Annotated in this window: 19 protein-coding genes, 1 tRNA gene and 1 pseudogene; 5 read left to right on the top strand and 16 right to left on the bottom strand. The window is 73.1% G+C overall.

Annotation, left to right across the window (positions count from 1 at the left end; genetic code table 11):
• Positions 1-230: 230 nt before the first annotated feature.
• From KPL57_RS13490 to KPL57_RS66415, 3 genes are all read right to left on the bottom strand, one after another.
• Positions 231-776: a sigma-70 family RNA polymerase sigma factor gene (locus KPL57_RS13490; RefSeq protein ID WP_226351862.1), complete on the bottom strand. Its 546-nt coding sequence runs from the start codon at positions 774-776 to the stop codon at positions 231-233.
• A 261-nt stretch (positions 777-1,037) separates the two neighbouring features.
• Positions 1,038-1,496 carry a hypothetical protein gene (locus KPL57_RS66420; protein WP_264198061.1) on the bottom strand — a complete coding sequence of 153 codons (459 nt, stop codon included), beginning with the start codon at positions 1,494-1,496 and terminating at the stop codon, positions 1,038-1,040.
• A gap of 20 nt (positions 1,497-1,516) precedes the next feature.
• Positions 1,517-2,191 (bottom strand): DegT/DnrJ/EryC1/StrS aminotransferase family protein, encoded by a 675-nt coding sequence (locus KPL57_RS66415; protein ID WP_264198060.1) that lies wholly within the window; start codon positions 2,189-2,191, stop codon positions 1,517-1,519.
• A gap of 164 nt (positions 2,192-2,355) precedes the next feature.
• Here KPL57_RS66415 and KPL57_RS13480 point away from each other — a divergent pair, with 164 nt between their 5' ends.
• Complete coding sequence (locus KPL57_RS13480; protein WP_226351861.1) at positions 2,356-4,011, top strand: FAD-dependent oxidoreductase; 1,656 nt, start codon at positions 2,356-2,358, stop codon at positions 4,009-4,011.
• A gap of 51 nt (positions 4,012-4,062) precedes the next feature.
• Here the strand turns inward: KPL57_RS13480 and KPL57_RS69680 are convergent, their stop codons facing one another.
• The 10 genes and pseudogenes from KPL57_RS69680 to KPL57_RS13440 all read right to left on the bottom strand — a co-directional run bounded on the left by KPL57_RS69680 (position 4,063) and on the right by KPL57_RS13440 (position 10,990).
• On the bottom strand, positions 4,063-4,923 hold the full coding sequence (locus tag KPL57_RS69680) for an MFS transporter (RefSeq protein WP_308252867.1): 861 nt from the start codon (positions 4,921-4,923) through the stop codon (positions 4,063-4,065).
• Positions 4,853-5,014 carry a hypothetical protein gene (locus KPL57_RS69675; RefSeq protein WP_308252868.1) on the bottom strand — a complete coding sequence of 54 codons (162 nt, stop codon included), beginning with the start codon at positions 5,012-5,014 and terminating at the stop codon, positions 4,853-4,855. The genes KPL57_RS69680 and KPL57_RS69675 overlap by 71 nt, the downstream gene beginning before the upstream one ends.
• A 48-nt stretch (positions 5,015-5,062) precedes the next feature.
• Positions 5,063-5,418 (bottom strand): annotated as a pseudogene (locus tag KPL57_RS69670) (MFS transporter); the annotation flags it as partial.
• 150 nt (positions 5,419-5,568) lie between these two features.
• Positions 5,569-6,762: an aminotransferase gene (locus KPL57_RS13470; RefSeq protein ID WP_226351860.1), complete on the bottom strand. Its 1,194-nt coding sequence runs from the start codon at positions 6,760-6,762 to the stop codon at positions 5,569-5,571.
• Between the two features lie 108 nt (positions 6,763-6,870).
• Entirely contained in the window at positions 6,871-7,425 is a 555-nt protein-coding gene (locus tag KPL57_RS13465; protein ID WP_308252866.1) for a gamma-glutamyltransferase, read from the bottom strand.
• Positions 7,395-8,366 carry a gamma-glutamyltransferase gene (locus KPL57_RS13460; protein WP_226351859.1) on the bottom strand — a complete coding sequence of 324 codons (972 nt, stop codon included), beginning with the start codon at positions 8,364-8,366 and terminating at the stop codon, positions 7,395-7,397. Before KPL57_RS13460 ends, KPL57_RS13465 begins: the two co-directional genes overlap by 31 nt.
• On the bottom strand, positions 8,363-9,001 hold the full coding sequence (locus tag KPL57_RS13455; protein ID WP_075307848.1) for a cyclase family protein: 639 nt from the start codon (positions 8,999-9,001) through the stop codon (positions 8,363-8,365). The genes KPL57_RS13460 and KPL57_RS13455 overlap by 4 nt, the downstream gene beginning before the upstream one ends.
• Positions 9,002-9,023: 22 nt before the next feature.
• On the bottom strand, positions 9,024-9,344 hold the full coding sequence (locus tag KPL57_RS13450; RefSeq protein WP_226351869.1) for a creatininase family protein: 321 nt from the start codon (positions 9,342-9,344) through the stop codon (positions 9,024-9,026).
• Positions 9,345-9,550: 206 nt separating this feature from the next.
• Positions 9,551-10,348: a transposase family protein gene (locus KPL57_RS13445; protein WP_226351858.1), complete on the bottom strand. Its 798-nt coding sequence runs from the start codon at positions 10,346-10,348 to the stop codon at positions 9,551-9,553.
• Positions 10,349-10,465: 117 nt separating this feature from the next.
• Positions 10,466-10,990, bottom strand: a complete 525-nt coding sequence (locus tag KPL57_RS13440) for a helix-turn-helix domain-containing protein (RefSeq protein ID WP_226351868.1) — start codon at positions 10,988-10,990, stop codon at positions 10,466-10,468.
• A gap of 254 nt (positions 10,991-11,244) precedes the next feature.
• Between KPL57_RS13440 and KPL57_RS13435 the strand changes: the two genes are divergently transcribed.
• Both KPL57_RS13435 and KPL57_RS13430 read left to right on the top strand, forming a co-directional pair.
• Entirely contained in the window at positions 11,245-12,009 is a 765-nt protein-coding gene (locus KPL57_RS13435; RefSeq protein ID WP_226350834.1) for a transposase family protein, read from the top strand.
• 10 nt (positions 12,010-12,019) lie between these two features.
• Positions 12,020-12,883 carry a Glu/Leu/Phe/Val dehydrogenase family protein gene (locus KPL57_RS13430; protein WP_226351867.1) on the top strand — a complete coding sequence of 288 codons (864 nt, stop codon included), beginning with the start codon at positions 12,020-12,022 and terminating at the stop codon, positions 12,881-12,883.
• Between the two features lie 13 nt (positions 12,884-12,896).
• On the opposite strand, the gene KPL57_RS13425 is transcribed toward KPL57_RS13430, so the two are convergent.
• Together KPL57_RS13425 and KPL57_RS13420 are read right to left on the bottom strand one after the other, a co-directional pair.
• The gene (locus KPL57_RS13425; protein ID WP_226351857.1) at positions 12,897-13,220 is read right to left on the bottom strand and encodes a nuclear transport factor 2 family protein; all 324 of its coding nucleotides are present in this window, start codon (positions 13,218-13,220) and stop codon (positions 12,897-12,899) included.
• 348 nt (positions 13,221-13,568) lie between these two features.
• Positions 13,569-13,653 (bottom strand) — tRNA-Leu (locus KPL57_RS13420).
• A 99-nt stretch (positions 13,654-13,752) separates the two neighbouring features.
• On the opposite strand from KPL57_RS13420, the gene KPL57_RS13415 reads away from it, so the two are divergent.
• Both KPL57_RS13415 and KPL57_RS13410 read left to right on the top strand, forming a co-directional pair.
• Positions 13,753-15,084, top strand: coding sequence for a M20/M25/M40 family metallo-hydrolase (locus KPL57_RS13415; RefSeq protein ID WP_226351856.1), 1,332 nt, complete (start codon positions 13,753-13,755; stop codon positions 15,082-15,084).
• Positions 15,085-15,135: 51 nt separating this feature from the next.
• Complete coding sequence (locus tag KPL57_RS13410) at positions 15,136-15,906, top strand: SDR family oxidoreductase (protein WP_226351855.1); 771 nt, start codon at positions 15,136-15,138, stop codon at positions 15,904-15,906.
• A gap of 29 nt (positions 15,907-15,935) precedes the next feature.
• Here KPL57_RS13410 and KPL57_RS13405 read toward each other — a convergent pair whose 3' ends face one another.
• Positions 15,936-16,220: a DUF5703 family protein gene (locus KPL57_RS13405; protein ID WP_020624831.1), complete on the bottom strand. Its 285-nt coding sequence runs from the start codon at positions 16,218-16,220 to the stop codon at positions 15,936-15,938.
• Between the last annotated feature and the right edge of the window lie 38 nt (positions 16,221-16,258).

Raw genomic sequence — 16,258 nt, 5'->3', positions numbered from 1 at the left:
ACGACGAGATCACAGGTCCTCCCGGGGGGCGGGGGAGGTGCGGGGGCGCACGACGGGAGTGGTCGTCGGCGCGGCCCGGTCCGGTTCCCGCCGGTACCCCTCCGGTGGGTGCGACGCCGGTCACCCCGTCGTGGGGGACGGCACGCGGCGGCGGTCCGGGCAGAGCGGGCCCGGGTGGAGCTGGCCCGGCGGAGCGGGCCGGGCGGAGCGGGCCGGGACGCGGCGCGGGCTCAGGTGCGGGCGGCGCGCCGGACACCGGGGGCGGGCGCCCCGGCGGTCCCGGTGCCGTCCTCGCCGAGGGCGCGCAGCAGGTCCTCGCGGGCCCGGGCGACCCGGGACCGGATCGTGCCGACCGGGCAGCCGCAGACCTGCGCGGGGCCTCGGCGTAGCCCAGGTCCAGGACCTGGGTCAGGGACGAACGCCTCGCGACGCTCGTCGGGCAGCGCGTCGATCAGCGTCCGCAGCAGGACGGCCTCCTGCGCGCCCGTGCGGGGCACGGCGCGCTCCAGCACGTCCTGGGTGTCCTCGCCGAGGTCGCGTACGCGGGGCCGCCGGACCGAGGTGCGCACCGCGTCGACGGCGACCCGGCGGGCGACCGACAGCAGCCAGGTGCGGGCGGTGGAGCGGCCCGCGAACGAGGGCAGCGACCGCAGCGCCCGCAGGAACGTCTCCTGCGCGAGGTCCTCGGCGTCGTCGCGGCCGGCGAGGTGGACGAGGAAGCGGTGGACGTCGACCTGGGTCGCCCGCCACGAACTCCGCGAGCGCGGCGGTGTCACCGGCCCCCGCGGCCAACGCCCACGCCGTCACGGTGGCGTCGTCGTGGCGTTCGGGCACGCTGGTCACGGTAGCCGTCGCCCGTTCGGGGACGAAGCCCGACCCGGTCACCGTCCGCTCAATGGGAACACGGTGCGTGACCGGGCCGATGCTGTCCGGACGCGGCCGTCGCGGGGTGTCCGACATGTGGATCAGTGGTTCCGCGGCGTCGCCGGAGGCCGCCCGCCGCGGAGGAGGATCCCGCCGGCAGGGCGGCGGGCGGCTCAGCCCGCGGTGCGGGAGGCGAGCAGTCGGAACGCCGGCGTCGGCAGCTCGGGAGCGAGGTCGACCACGCAGGTCCGGGCCAGGATCTCCAGCGTGCGCGGGCAGGCGCCGGGGCCGTGGTCGATCTCGGTGCCGTTCGCCGCGTACGGGTCGAACCCGGGGTGCAGCGGGTTGCGGGCCTGCAGCGAGCGCCAGTTCGTGTAGACGTGCCGCCCGGTGTCGATCAGCCGGTGCACGCCGCGGCGGGCGCCGAACTCCGTGGCCGCCTCGGGGGTCGCGAAGGCCAGCGCCAGCCCGGCGGCGTTCGCCGGGTCGTGGTGCGGCACCGGCTGCAGGTCACGCCCGATCCGGTCCGACAGCGCCGAGAGCATGATGTCGCGGTGCCGCCTGCGCCGGGCGATCTGCGCACGCAGCCCGGCCAGCTGCGGCCGCAGCACCGCCGCGGACAGCTCGGGCATCCGCAGGTTGACCCCGACGATCAGGTCCGCGTCGGCCCCGGCGAATCCGGCGCGCTCGTAGCTGCGACGTCGTGGTACATCGACGCCCGCTCGAACAACTTCGGGTCCCGGGTGACCAGGGCGCCGCCCTCGCCGGAGCGGATGTTCTTGTGCTGGTTGAAGCTGAAGGCCCCGGCGTGGCCGATCGACCCGGCCGGGCGCCCCCGGTACGTGACGCCGATGGCCTGGCAGGCGTCCTCGATCACGACGAGGTCGTGGGCGGCCGCGACGTCCATGATCGCGTCCATGTCGGCGACGTGGTTGAGCATGTGCACCGGCAGCACCGCCCGGCTGCGCGGGGTGATCCGGTCCTTGAGGTCGGCCGGGTCCATCGTGAGCGAGGCGTCGACCTCGACCAGGACCGGCACGGCCCCGACGGCGAGCGCCGCGGCGGCCGTCGACACCCAGGTGTAGGCGGGGACGAGCACCTCGTCGCCGGGGCCGATCCCGGCGCCGACCAGCGCCGCGACCAGGGCGCTGGTGCCGCTGTTGACGGCCAGTGCGTGCGGGGTCCCGAGGAACCCGGCGAGCTCGGACTCGAACCGTGCGACCTCCGAGCGGTCGCCGCCGGTGAAGCGGCCCAGCTCCCCGCGCCCGAGGACCCGGACCGTCGCGGCCATCCCCCGTGCGGTCGTCGCCATGGCGGCGAGTCCCATACCGTGCTCCTCCGGATACGAACCGTGTGAACCGGGCAACACGGTACCGGCGGGGTCGGCACGACCGGGGGACGGGAGGGTAGGGGCAGCCACAGCGTCCTCACAGCGGAGCCGGGGCACCATCAACGGCAGTACCGCACCACGTTCGGAAGGAACCGCCCTCCATGCTCATCGACACCCGGCGCGCGCTCCCCGGCTCCATCTTCGAGGCCGAGGTCTGCGTGATCGGCAGCGGTCCGGCCGGGGCCGCGGCCGCGACCGAGCTGGCCGACCGCGGCCTGCGCGTCGTCGTCCTGGAGGGTGGCGGCCCGGGCCTGAGCCGCACGGCCCGCGACACCTACCGGGGGATCAGCGGGCGGGGCAAGCACGACCCTGTCGACGCCGTCCGGCAGAAGCGCCTCGGCGGCACCTCGCTGGTCTGGGGCGGCCGCTGCGCCCCGCTCGACGACATCGACTTCGCCGACCGCGAGTGGATGCCGGGCGCCGCGTGGCCGATCCCGCACGACGAGCTGCGCGCCTGGTACCCGGTTGCCCAGCGGCACCTCGACGCCGGCGCCTGCGAGTACTCGGCCGCGGAATCGGGCTTCCCGGCGCCCCCGCCCGGGCTCCGCAGCGACACCCTGCGCTGGGACGACCTGTGGCGCTGGAGCCCGCCGACGTCGTTCGCGCCGACGGTGGAGAACATGGCGAAGGCCGGCCGGATCCGGCTGTTCCTGCACGCGACCGTGGCCCGCCTGGAGCGCGACCCGGTGTCGGGCACCGCGACCGAGGCCGTCGTCGTCCCGCGGCCGGGGTGCGACATCCGGATCCGGGCGCAGCACTTCGTCGTCGCGGCGGGTGGTCTGGAGTCGGTCCGGATCCTGCTCGCCTCCGACGGCTACGGCGGCACCGGGACCGGAGCCGGGATCGGCGACGAGTACGGCCAGGTCGGGCGGCACTACATGACCCACCCGGTGGGCGAGGTCGGACGGCTGCAGCTGACCACGGCCGGGCGCGCGCTGGGCCTGGGCTACCTGCCCACCGACGACGGCGTCTACGCCCGCCGGATGCTCTCGCTGTCCCCGCAGGCCCAGGCCGACCACCGGTTGGGCAACCTGAAGGCGGCACTGTGGTTCGCCGACCCGAAGGACGCCGAGCACGGCGACGCGCTGCTGTCGACGTTCGCCCTGACCTACTGGGGCCTGGGCAAGCTCCGTGCCGGGTTCAAGGCCGCCGGGACGCACGCCCAGTACAGCCACACCACCGACATCGGCCACCACATGCGCAACGTCGCCGCCGACCCGCTGCGGGTGGCGCGGTTCGCCCGCGGCTGGGTGCGGCCGCGGATCACCGGGGAACGGCGGCTGCCGTCGTTCATGCCGCTGGACTCCGCGCACTGCCGGCTGCGGTTCGACGCCGAGCAGACCCCCGACCCGGCGAACCGGGTCACGCTCGACCGCGAGCGCGACGCGTTGGGCCAGCACCGGCTGCGGGTCGACTACCGGGTCTCCGCCGGCGACCGGGAGGCGATCGCGACCTCGCTGTCGCTGATCGGCAAGGAGCTGGAGCGGACCGGGATCGCCCACGTCGACCTGTCCGACGTGGAGCGCGTGCACGACATGGACATGACCGACGGCACCCATCAGATGGGCCTGCTGCGCATGTCGGACTCGCCGCGCACCGGTGTCGTGGACCCGGCGTGCCGGGTGCACGGCACGCCGAACGTGCACATCGCCTCCAGCGCGGTGTTCCCGTCGGCCGGGGCGGTCGGGCCGACGCTCGCGCTGGTCGCGCTGGCCTGCCGGACCGCGGAGCTGATCGCGGTCGACGTCCGGGGCTGAGCACCGCGGTCGGCGTGACCGGGTGGTCGCCGCGGGAACCTCGCGTCGCCGCTAGGCGGGCGGGGCTGCGACCGGAGACGCGGGGCGACCCCGCAACAGGGCGGCGGCGAGTGCCGCGCCGACCGCGAGGAGCCCTGCCCCGATCGTCATGGCGACGGTGAACCCCGGCCCGAACGACGCCGGGTCGGCCGGGGCGTCCCCGCGGATCCCCGCGATGGCGGGCACGGCCGCCACCGCGAGCAGGCCGGCCGCCCGCGCGATCGCGTTGTTGACCCCCGACGCGACGCCGGCGTGCCGGTCCGCCGCCGCGTCGAGCACCGCGGTGGTCAGCGGCGCGACGGCCGCGGACAGCCCCAGCCCGACCAGCGCCGTCGCCGGGAGCACGTCGGTGAACCAGCCCGCTCCCGGCCCGATCCGTGACGCCAGCAGCATCCCGGCCGCGGCCAGCAGCAGCCCGCCGGTGACCAGCGGTGCCGGGCCGGTGCGCGTCGCGAGCCGCCCGGCGCGGGCCGACAGCAGCAGCATGAGCACGGTGACCGGCAGCGTCGCGGTCCCGGCCAGCAACGGGGAGAACCCGGCCACGATCTGCAGCTGCACGGCGAGCAGCACGAACAGCAGCCCCAGCGCCGCGTAGACGGCCACCGTCACCACGTTCGCGCCGGTGAACCGGCGCCCGTCCCCGGCGTCGCCGGTGCCGGTGAACAGCTCCGGCGGCACCAGCGGGGACCGGCTGCGCCGCTCGACCAGCGCGAACGCCACCAGCGCCGCCACCCCGGCGGCGCCCGCTCCCCACCCTGCAGCCCGGGCGACGAACCGGAGCCGGCCGCCGTCCCGGCCCAGGTCAGCAATGCCAGCCCGGCGACGGCGAGCACGCTGCCCGGAACGTCGAGCCGGTGCGCGGCATCGGGTCACGCGACTCGGGCACGTGCCGCACCGCCACCGCGACGACGACCGCCGCGAGCGGCAGGTTGATCAGGAACACCGCCCGCCAGGACCACTCCACGAGCGTCCCGCCGACGAACGGGCCCAGCGCCCCCGCGACCCCGCCGAGCCCGGACCAGGCCCCGATCGCCGCCGCCCGGTCCGCACCGTGGAACGACGCCGAGATCAGCGCCAGGCTGCCCGGGTCAGCAGCGCACCGCCGACCCCCTGCAACGCCCGGGCCGCGGCGAGCACCTCGACGCTCGGCGCCAGCCCGCACAGCAGCGAGGCCACCGCGAACCACACCGCACCGGTCACGAAGATCCGCCGCCTGCCGAACCGGTCACCCAGTGAGCCGCCGAGCAGGATCAGCCCGGCCAGGGTCAGGGTGTAGCCGTTGACCGTCCACTGCAGCCCCGCGAAACCGGTGCCGAGGTCCTCGGCGATGCGGGGCAGCGCGATCGTGACGACGGTGTTGTCGAGCATCGCCATGCCCGAGCCGAGCACGCAGGCCGTGATGACCCAGCGGCCGGCCGCGGTGCCGGTACGCAGTCCGGTGTCCATGGTCGGCCGAACACCGCGACGCCCGGGTCTCTTCCGTGCCACTCACCCCGATCGTCGAGCGCCCCGGCCGGGTCAGCCGGCGGCCACCCCCGCCCGCCGCCCGGCCTCGGTGAGCCGCTCGGCCAGCAGCGCCGCGGCGGCCTCGTCCACCCGCCCCACCGACAGCCGCAGCATCTGCCGGTCGTCGGGCAGGAACGCGGTGCCCGGGATGGTCAGGGTGTCGTGGTCGAGCAGCAGGGTCCGGACGACGTCGAGGGTCGGGCGATCCGGGAACGGGTGGCGGACCCAGGCGAAGAATCCGCCGAGCGCGGCGATCTCGAACCCGCCCGGTCGGTCGGCGAGCGCGGACCCGACCCACTCCCGTCGCCGGGCGATCTCCGCGACCCGGTCGGCCCGCCACGCCCCGGCCCGGGTGAGCCCGGCCACCGCGGCCTCCTGTCCGGCCCGCGGTGCGCAGATGGCGACGCAGTCGAGCAGCTTGAGCACCTGGCGCCGCAGCTCGGGACCCGCGATCACCGACCCGACCCGGTAGGCCGGGATGGCCAGGTCCTTGGAGTAGGAGTGCAGGCTGACCACGGTCGAGCGCCACGACGGGTCGGCGAACAGCGGGTGCGCGGGGGCGTGCGCGTCGGGCCGGAACGAGCGGTAGGTCTCGTCGACGACCAGCGCGAGATCGTGGCGGCGCGCCAGCTCGGCGAACGCGACGATCTCCTCCGGCGGCACCGTCACCCCGCTCGGGTTGCCGGGGCTGACCAGCACGATCGCCCGGGTACGGGGCGTGATGAGTGCCTCGGCGTCGGCGGCCCTGGGGACCAGGTCGGCGTCGGGCTCCAGGTACACCGGGGTGACGCCGCGCATTCTGAGCCACATGTCGTGGTTGAAGTAGTAGGGCAGGGGCGAGATCACCTCGTCGCCCGGCCCGGCGAGGGCGTCGGCGACCACGGCGAACGCCTGGTTGCAGCCCGCCGTCACGACGACGTCGTCCGGCGTCACGTCCCCGGCGTAGTCGCGCGCCAGCTCCTCGGCGACCGCGCGGCGCAGCGGGGCGATGCCGGGCACCGGCGCGTAGCCGGACAGGGCAGGGTCGCGGGCCACCTCCACCACCCGTTCGACGACCTCTGGTGCCGGCGGGTACGGCGGCGCGGCCTGCGACAGGTCCAGCAGCGGGTGCGTCGCGTTCCGGGCCGGGTCCCGCTCACCGGCGAGCGCGAGGGCCGCGCCGATGGGGGAGTCGCTGCCGGCCGCCGTCGTGGGGTCGAGTCGCACCGTCGGGTGCCGCCTTCCGGGTCGTCGTCGGATCCTGTGGGAACCGATCGTCGCCGACGCCGTACCGGGCGGTCCCAGCGGCCCCTCCCGCGACCGTGATCCGAGCCCTCAGCCACCACCGAGAACGTCGGCGGCGCCGTCGGCGCGCACGTCGCTCGCGGCATCGAGCACCCCGGCCCGCAGGCGTGCGACCTGCACGTGTCCCGCGTCGTCGTGCAGCTCGGGCACGGTGTCCACGTCGAGTGACAGCGCACGGGCCGCGGCGGACAGCCCTTCGGCGTCGGAGACGCCCGGCTCCAGGACGAGTGACGGCCGCTCCCGGCCGAGGTCCCGTGATCCGATCACCCAGCGCGGGCGTGCCAGGACCCCGGCCGGATCGGAGGTGCCGAGCACGTCCTCGGCGGTCTGGGCCAGGATCCACGCCTGCGCTCGGCCGCCCTGACAGCCGAGCGCGACGACGTCGTCGCCGCGCTCGGCGAGCACCGGGCACAGGGTGTGCGGGGGGCGGTGTCCGGGCCGGACCGCTCCGGGGTGCGCCGGGTCGAGGGCGAACGCCGATCCGCGGTTGTGCAGGACGACACCGGTCTCCGGTTCCAGGATGCCGGCGCCGAAGCTCTGGTAGACGCTCTGGATCAACGAGACCGCGGTACCCGTGTCGTCCACGGCCGTGATGGCGACGGTGTCCCCGGCGGTCGGGGGCCGGGGGCGACCGGCGTCCCGGCCGGTTCCCGTTCCAGCAGCAGGCCGGCGACGTCGATCGGTCCGCCGCGTGGGTCACCGAGCAGGGTGTCGCGCGCCAGCTCCGCCCGGCGGGCGGTGGTGAGCCGGTCCCCGTCCGACCGGAGCATCGCGAGCAACGACGCCCCCTGGCTCGGCGGCGGTGCCACCGACCAGGTCGCGCCGAGCGCGTCGCGGCACAGGGCCGGGCCGTCCTCGGCGGCGTGGGAGGCCATGTCGTCGGTGGTGAGCGGGCAGCCGAGCTCGCGCAGGCCCGCGACCAGGCGGGCACCCACCGCGCCGGTGTAGAACGTGCGCCACCCGGCGCCGACGGCGGTCAGGGTGGCGGCGAGTGCCGGCTGCGTGATCGGCGTGCCGAGCCCCCGTGGCCGGCCGGCGTCGTCGAGCAACAGCGCTGACAGGCCGGGATCGGCCTCGACGACGGCGCTGCGGCGGGAGATCGCCCTGGCGAGTCCCGCGCTCACGCCCACGCCGCGACGGGCGAGCTCGACCGCCGGTGCGACCAGCTCGGCGAGGTCGAGGCGAGCGCCGAGCCGGTGTACCGCGGCCCAGCCCGCGACGCAGCCCGGCACGGTCACCGACAGCGGGCCACCGGGTGGCATCCGTGGGCCGGCGGCCCGCAGCCCGCCGACGTCGAGCCCGGCCGGCGCCGCACCGACGGAGAGCACCGCGCGTGGGGCTCCGCCCGCCGGCCGCACCACCGCGACGAGATCCCCTCCGACAGAGCACTGGTGCGGATAGGCGACCGTCAGCGCCGCCGCGGCCGCGATCACCGCGTCGAGCGCGCCACCGCCGCGGCCGGTGACCGCCCGCGCCGCGTCGACCCCGGCGACGTGCGGTGCCGCGATCGCGACCCGGGTCGTCACACCCGGTCCCGCTCGATCAGGATGGCGCGGGTGAACGAGCCGTCCGCGCCCGCGAGCTTCGCCGGGAGGCAGACCAGCTCGTAGCGGCCGGGCTCGACCGCGTCGAGATCGGCGTTCTCGAGGATCAGCACGCCGTTGCCGAGCAGCTCGTGGTGGACGTCCCAGCTGTCGGTCCGCGAGTGGCCCTCGATGGTCAGGTAGTCGATCGCGATCAGCTCGACGCCGTGCGCGACGAGCCACGTCGCGGCGTCCGGTGCCAGCCCGATCCAGCTGGGCGCCCGTTCGGTCTCCTTGAGGATGCCGGCCGAGTTGGACGTCTTGAGCAGGATCCGCCTCTCGCCCGCCACGCCGGCGGCCTCCAGGTCCGCGGCGGTGACGTCGGCGGTCAGACCGGTCATGTCGACCACCACGGCCTGCCCGACCAGCGAGTCGAGCGAGACCTGGTCGATCGGTGTCGCCCCGTCGACGAAATGCGCCGGCGCGTCGACGTGCGTGCCGGTGTGGGCCCCGATCCGCCAGCGGGTCACGTTCGAGGCGTCACCGGCCGCGAGTGACTCGACGACCTCGACCTCGGGCTTGCGGCCCCAGTGCAGCATCTCGGGGTGGATGGGCAGGGTGATGTCGTAGATCTTCATGACGGTCTCTCCTCCGGGACGATCAGGGACGGTGCGACGGGTCCGGCCACGGCTCGCGCACGGCGGCCGACACCGCGGCCGCGGTGGTGCGCACGCAGCGGTCGAACTCGGCGCTGCCCTGCGCGGCGTTCGCCTCGGCCACGTCGCGGCCCCAGACGCCGGTGTCGCTGACCTGGTCCATCCGGTAGTCCCAGAACGAGTCAACGTCGCGGTGGGACACCGCGCGCTCCATCCGGACCAGGTCCGGGAACAGGTGCAGCATCACCGAGGTCTCGAAGAAGTTGGCGTGCATCAGGCCGCGGCCGTAAGTGACGCGTCCGTCGACCTCGGGGCCGGGGTACATCGTCACGTAGCCCAGCGCCCGGACCCGGGCGTCACCCAGGGCCCCGGCAAAGTCGTGATGGGTGGGTCCTGAGCTGCGGTGATGTGGGGGGTGGGGGTGGGTGCGGACACAGGCTTGGCGTGATCATGAGGGTGTCGAATCCTTGCTCACGTCAGGAAGCCTGTGTCCGCAGTGTCAGTGAGCCTTTCCCAACCTGTTTGTGCTGGTCAGGCGGTGGTGATCATGAGGGTCTGGATCGCTGCGACGAGCTGAGCAGCCTGGGAGGGGCTGGAGCGGATCTTGCGGAGGATCTTCCAGTTCTTCAGCTCGGCGTTGACCCGCTCACCCGGTGCCCGCCGTCGGGCGTGAGCGGCGTTGACGGCCTTCTGATTCGCTGACAGGGGCCGGTACCGGCCGGTGTCGAGATCGCGGCGTCGGCGTCGGTGCGGGACGGTGATCGCGGGACCGCCGCCCTGGTAGGCGGTGTCAGCGACCGCCCGCACCCCGGTGGTGTTGACCGCGTCGATGATCCCGTGGATCCGGGCAGCGCCCATGTCGTGCCGTGCCCCCGGTAGCGGCGGGGAGATCCACACCAGCCGACCCGCGGGGTCGGCGATGACCTGCACATTCAGCCCGTGACACTTGTGCTTCCCGCTATAGAACGCCCGGTCATAGCCCGAGCCCATGCCGACCCGGTCGATACGCAGCAGCGTCCCGTCCAGGATCACGAACGCCTTCCCGGCCGCGACCGTGATGGCCTGCTCCAGGGTCGGCGCGAGCGCAGCGAGCAGCCCGATCGCCTCGGCGACATACCGGGACACCGTGGACTTCCCGACTCTGAATCCGCTGGCCAGGTCGGTGTAGGTCTCGCCCTTACGTAGGTGCGCGAGCACGAGCAGGGCCTGGCGGGCCGGGGCCAGGAGCCGCCACCGGGTCCCGATCCGGCGACGATGTCCGCGCAGCAGCCCGGCCAGGACACGAACCGTGCGAGTGGACATCGACATCCCGGATGGGTAGGACAACACGCGGGGCTCCTCGGTAGGCGGTGGCGCGACAGCTATCCGTCTACCAGGAGCCCCACCCATCTCACGACAAGCCACGCACCTCACACCCCTGACCAGCACAAACAGGTTGGGAAAGGCTCAGTGCCCGGGCACCGCCCGCCCCTCAGCCTCAGTAGGTCGTTCATCGATGTAGGTCGGTTCGACGATCCGGGGAGCAGATGGAGGCCTACCGCCGCCACGACGGGCGGTCCGGCGGGTCCGTAACGCGATCAACTCGCGAGCCAGGGTGGACACCGGGGTGGCATAGACCCACTGGTAGATCGCCTCGTGAGACACCCGGTAAGTCTCGTCGGTCGGATAGAGCCGGGGCAGACGGCCCGCGATCGAGGCCGGGGACCAGCCGATCTGCAACAACCCGGTCACTACTTCCCGCAGCCGCGGTGACCGGTCCACCGCGAACATCTTCGGCCGGGACCGCCCGACCCGCGCCGCTTCCTCAGCCGGCCCCGCCCGGTAGCCGGCCCGGCCGCCGTGACGGGCGACCTCACGAGAGATCACCGACCGATCCCGCCCCACCACCGCAGCGATGTCGCACAACCGCCGGCCAGCGGCCAACCCCCGGGAGATCTCCTCCCGATCAGCCAAAGTCAACAGTTTCCGCACGTCATGATCCTGTTCCTCGCCGAACAACAAGATCAAGTGCTACGACCGCCTGAGCGCGCCCGGATGTGGCCGTATCCCGACGAGCAGACGGCGCTCGACGACGTCCTGCGGCTTTCCCAGGGAATGACGTACAAGGAGGCTTATTCAGGGCCCGTGAAATAACGATCTAGCCCGGCGTGTCGGGTTGGGCGACAGCCCGTCCATCGCGAAGATTGGTTTGTCGAATCAATCCGAGATGAATGGGCTGTCGCAGTATGTACTATACCACTGGCTTTCGGCGTGATGAGATTCAGGATCTTGCCGCTCTGGTGCATGAGCAGGATCAGCGGAACGCGACTGGCCTGCGACGGCCTTGGCCGCCGATTCTGGGATTGTTCTGGTCGGTGGTGATCACGTTGGCGTATCTGCGCGGGAATCGTGTGCAGTGGGAGTTGGCGGAAACCTACGGGGTGTCGCAGTCGACGGTCAGTCGAGCGATCGCGGGGGTGACACCGTTGCTGGCGCAGGCGCTGCGGAGTGTAGTTCCGACTGCGGAGGAGCTTCGTGCCGATCGGCAGTACATCATCGACGGAACCCTGCTGCCCTGCTGGTCATGGACCGCCGTACCAGGTCTGTGGTCGGGCAAGCATCGCACCACCGGCGTCGTCGTCCAGGTCGCAGCCACCCTGGAAGGGCAGCTGTCGTGGATCTCCGACCCGACCCCAGGCTCCCGACACGACCTACATTGCCTCGACCAATCCGGCGCCCTCGACCACCTCGCCACATACCCACCGATCGGCGATAAAGGCTACATCGGGCGCGGCATGCTCACCCCGTTCAAAAAACAACCCGGCCGGGAACTTCTCGACTGGCAGAAAACATTCAACAAGAGCCTCAACCGCACACGCGCCACCATCGAGCGAGTCATCGCCCATATCAAGTCGTGGAAAGTTCTCCACACAGACTACCGCCGACCCTACGCCACATTTAAAACGACGATCTCGGCAGTCATCGGACTCATCTTCTACGCACTTACCTGACGGAGCCTGAATAAGCCTCAAGGCGGCGATCGCCGGTGTGAACTTCGGCGGCGCGAAGAGCGTCATCATCGGTGATCCGGCACGGCACAAGACCGAGGCGCTCCTGCGCGCGCACGGGCGTTTCGTGCAGAGCCTCGCCGGCCGCTACATCCCGGGTGTCGACGTGGGCACCAGCCAGGCGGACATGGACGTGCTCGCCGTCGAGGCGAAGCGCGTCTTCTCCGGCACTCAGGACCCGTCGCCGCTGACGGCGCTGGGGGTGCTGGAGTCGATCCGCGCCGCCGTCGAGTTCGTCGACGGGTCCCCGGTGCTGGAGGGCCGCCGCATCGCCGTGCAGGGCGCGGGCCACGTCGGCGAGCCGCTGATCAGGCACCTCGCGCAGGAGGGTGCGAAGCTCGTCATCTCCGACGTCGACCGCACGAAGGTCGAACGACTGGCCGTCGATCTGCCCGTCGAGGTCGTCGATCCGGACGAGATCCTGGGCGTCGACTGCGACGTGTTCGCCCCCTGCGCGCTCGGCGCGGTCGTCGACGACGCCTCGATCCCGGCACTGCGCTGCCGCATCGTCGCAGGTGGGGCCAACAACGTGCTCGCCGAGCCGCGGCACGCGGTGGCGCTGGCCGACGCCGGCATCCTGTACGTGCCCGACTACGTGGCCAACGCCGGTGGCCTGCTGCTCTACGTGGGCAACTGGCTGGGGAACGACCCCGAGCAGACCCGGGCGACGGTGCTGCGGATCGGCCGTACCACCGGCGAGATCCTGGCCGCGGCCCGCGCCGACGGCATCGACACGGCGACGGCGGCCGAGCAACTCGCGAAGCGGCGCATCGAGGCGCTGCGCCACGTCGGCCCGCCGCTGGTCTCCCAGGCCTGACGGGGCGGTGCGGTCAGACCGCAGGCACGAAGAAGTGGCTGCGGCGCACCTTGATCGCACCGTCCTCGAACAGGTAGATGTCGGCGAACCCGAGGGTGACGGGTTCGCCGTCGTTGCGCACGGCCTCGATCCGGCCCCACGCGGCCGCTCGTTCCTCCTCGACGATCGCGCCGTCGAGGGTGTGGCGCCCGTTGGCGATGACCCGTTCTTCGCGGTAGAAACGCATGATGCGATCGCGGCCGACGAACGGATCGTATCCGGGCCGCTCGTAGACCATCTCGGGATGGAAGAACTCCGACAGCTCGTCCCAATTCCGGGTGTCGATGGCCGCGAACATTCCAGCGACCCGGTCACCGTGTGCGCCCATGGCTGAAATGTAAATGCGTGGCGACCGCAGTAGAAGCCCCGATCGGCACACGTCGCTACCCCGAAAGTCACATGCCGCGGACGACGGGAGGGCGATGGTCGTGGCCGCTGCCCCGGTCGGCCGCGTGGCGAGGGGGAGTGGCACGCGCAGTGGGGTGCCGTGACGCGATGCGACCGCAACGGCTGCCGGGGCCAGCAGCGGTGGGACGGAGCCGGCGCTCACTGGGCCGAGCCGGAGCTGGCGGCCCAGCCGCTGCAGTGGTGTCGGAGTACCTTCCACCACCGGTGTGCCAGGTATGGCACGAAAGCCGTGAAACTGTGTCCGAGGGGGGACTTGAACCCCCACCCCCTTATACGGGGACTAGCACCTCAAGCTAGCGCGTCTGCCATTCCGCCACTCGGACGTCGCGATCTCTCGATCGCGTCGTGGGGGAAGCATAGCCGAGGCCGGGGACCGGGTTGCGGCGGGGTCGGTACGGGCCGCCGGTGGTAGAACGACGCCCATGACCGCTCCAGCGAACGACCACCCGACCAGCGCCGAGGACGAGGTCGTGCAGCTGTGTTCGGAGCTGATCCGGATCGACACGACCAACACCGGCGACCCCGAGACCCTGGCCGGTGAGGCCGAGGCCGCCGACTACGTGGCGGACAAACTGCGCGAGGTCGGCTACGACGTCGAGCTCGTCGAGTCCGGCATGCCGAAGCGGATGAACGTGATCGCCCGGCTGGAGGGTGCCGACCGCACCCGCGGCGCGCTGCTGATGCACGGCCACCTCGACGTCGTCCCCGCGGACGCCAGCGAGTGGTCGGTGCACCCGTTCTCCGGCGCGGTCCAGGACGGCTACGTCTGGGGCCGCGGCGCCGTCGACATGAAGGACATGGACGCGATGATGCTGGCGGTCGCCCGCCGCTTCAAGCGTGAGGGCGTCGTCCCGCCGCGGGACATCGTGTGGGCCTTCGTCGCCGACGAGGAGGCCGGCGGGAAGTGGGGCGCGCAGTGGCTGGTGGAGAACCGGCCGGAGCTGTTCGAAGGATGCACCGAGGCCGTCGGTGAGGTCGGCGGGTTCTCCCTGACCCTCGGTGAGGACCAGCGGGCGTACCTGATCGAGGCCGCGGAGAAGGGCATCGCCTGGATGCGGCTGCGGGCCAAGGGCAAGCCCGGCCACGGCTCGTTCCTGCACGACGACAACGCCGTCACCATCCTCGCCGAGGCCGTCGCCCGGCTGGGGAACCACACGTTCCCACTCACGATCACCGACACGGTGCGGGCGTTCCTGGACCGGATGACCGAGCTGACCGGCGTCGAGTACCCGGAGGACGACCTCGAGGGTGCCCTGGCCAAGCTCGGGCCGATCTCGCGGATCATCGGCGCGACCGTCCGGGACACCGCGAACCCGACGATGCTCAGCGCCGGGTACAAGGCCAACGTCATCCCGTCGACGGCGGAGGCGGTCGTCGACTGCCGGGTGCTGCCGGGCCGCGAGGAGGCGTTCCTGCGCGAGGTCGACGAGCTGCTCGGACCGGACGTCGAGCGCGAGTGGGTCACCGACCTGCCCGCCGTCGAGACGCCGTTCGAGGGCGCGCTGACCGACGCGATGCAGGCCGCGCTGCGCACCGAGGACCCGACCGCCGAGATCGTCCCCTACATGCTGTCCGGGGGAACCGACGCGAAGGCGTTCTCGACGCTGGGCATGAAGTGCTACGGCTTCGCGCCGCTGCGGCTGCCCCCGGAGCTGGACTTTGCGTCGCTGTTCCACGGCATCGACGAGCGGGTGCCGGTGGACGCGCTGACGTTCGGCACCCGGGTGCTCGACCGCTTCCTGCGGACCGTCTGACCTCCGCCCGGCGCCGTGACGTACCCGGCCCGCGGGTGGCAGGGTGGCAGCATGGATCTCTCGGGCAAGGTCGCCCTGGTCACCGGGGCCGCGTCGGGCATCGGCGCGGCCGCGGTGGACCGGCTGGTGGCGGCGGGTGCGCAGGTGGTCGTCGTCGACCGGGACGCCGACGGCGCCGCGGCCGTCGCGGAGAAGGCGGGCGGGCTGGCGTTCCCGGCCGACGTCACCGACCCGACGGCGCTGCCCGCCGCGGTGGCCGCGGCGGAGGAGCGGTTCGGACGGCTCGACGTCGTACTGCTCAACGCCGGCGTCACCGCGGGCCAGTCCGGCGTCACCGACCTCGACCTGGACGGCTACCGCCGCATCCTCGGGGTGAACCTCGACCACGTGGTGTTCGGGCTCACCGCGGCCGTCCCGGCACTGCGGCGCGCCGGGGGCGGGCACGTGGTGGCGACCGCGTCGCTGGCCGGGCTGATCGGCCTGCCCGGCGACGCGCTCTACACCGCGACCAAGCACGCCGTCGTCGGCTACGTCCGGGCGGCGGGCCCGGCGCTGGCGGGGGAGGGCATCCGGGTCACCGCGGTGTGCCCCGGGTTCGCCGACACCCCGCTGATCGGCAACGTCCGCGCCCAGTTCGGCGACTTCCCGCTGCTGACGGCCGACGACGTCGCCGCGGCGATCGAGCAGATGATCGAGCGCGGTGAGCCGGGGGAGTGCTGGTACGTCCAGCCCGGTCGCGAGCCCGCGCCCTACGGGTTCCGCGGGGTGCCCAGCCCGCGCGGGGCCGGCACACCGCCGGAGGTCGGCTGGCAGGACGCCTGACCCCTACCGCGGGTGAGCGGCGGGAGGCGTCAGAAGGTGGGCTCGGGCAGCAGCCCCTGCTGGGCGCCCAGCCGTCGTCGCAGCACGATCTTGCGTACGCCGCCGGGGTAGAGACGCAGCCGGGACAGCTCCCAGCCGGAGAACTCGGCCTGGATCGCCAGCCGGACCGACGCCGTGAGCCGGGAGACGTCCCCCTCGATGCGCACCGGGCGGTACTCGTACCGGTCGTCGGTCCAGCCGTCGCCGTCCCGAGTCCCGGCCACCCGATTCCCGGCGGCGGAGTCCTCCGACCCGTTCTCAGCGCCCTCGGTCATGCGTGCCTCCCGGTCGTGCCGTGCTCGTCGGTGCCCAC

It is taken from the genome of Pseudonocardia sp. ICBG601, from assembly GCF_020496245.1.
The sequence above is the reverse complement of the archived record's forward strand: the minus strand, read 5'-3'. Positions and strand labels throughout refer to the sequence as shown.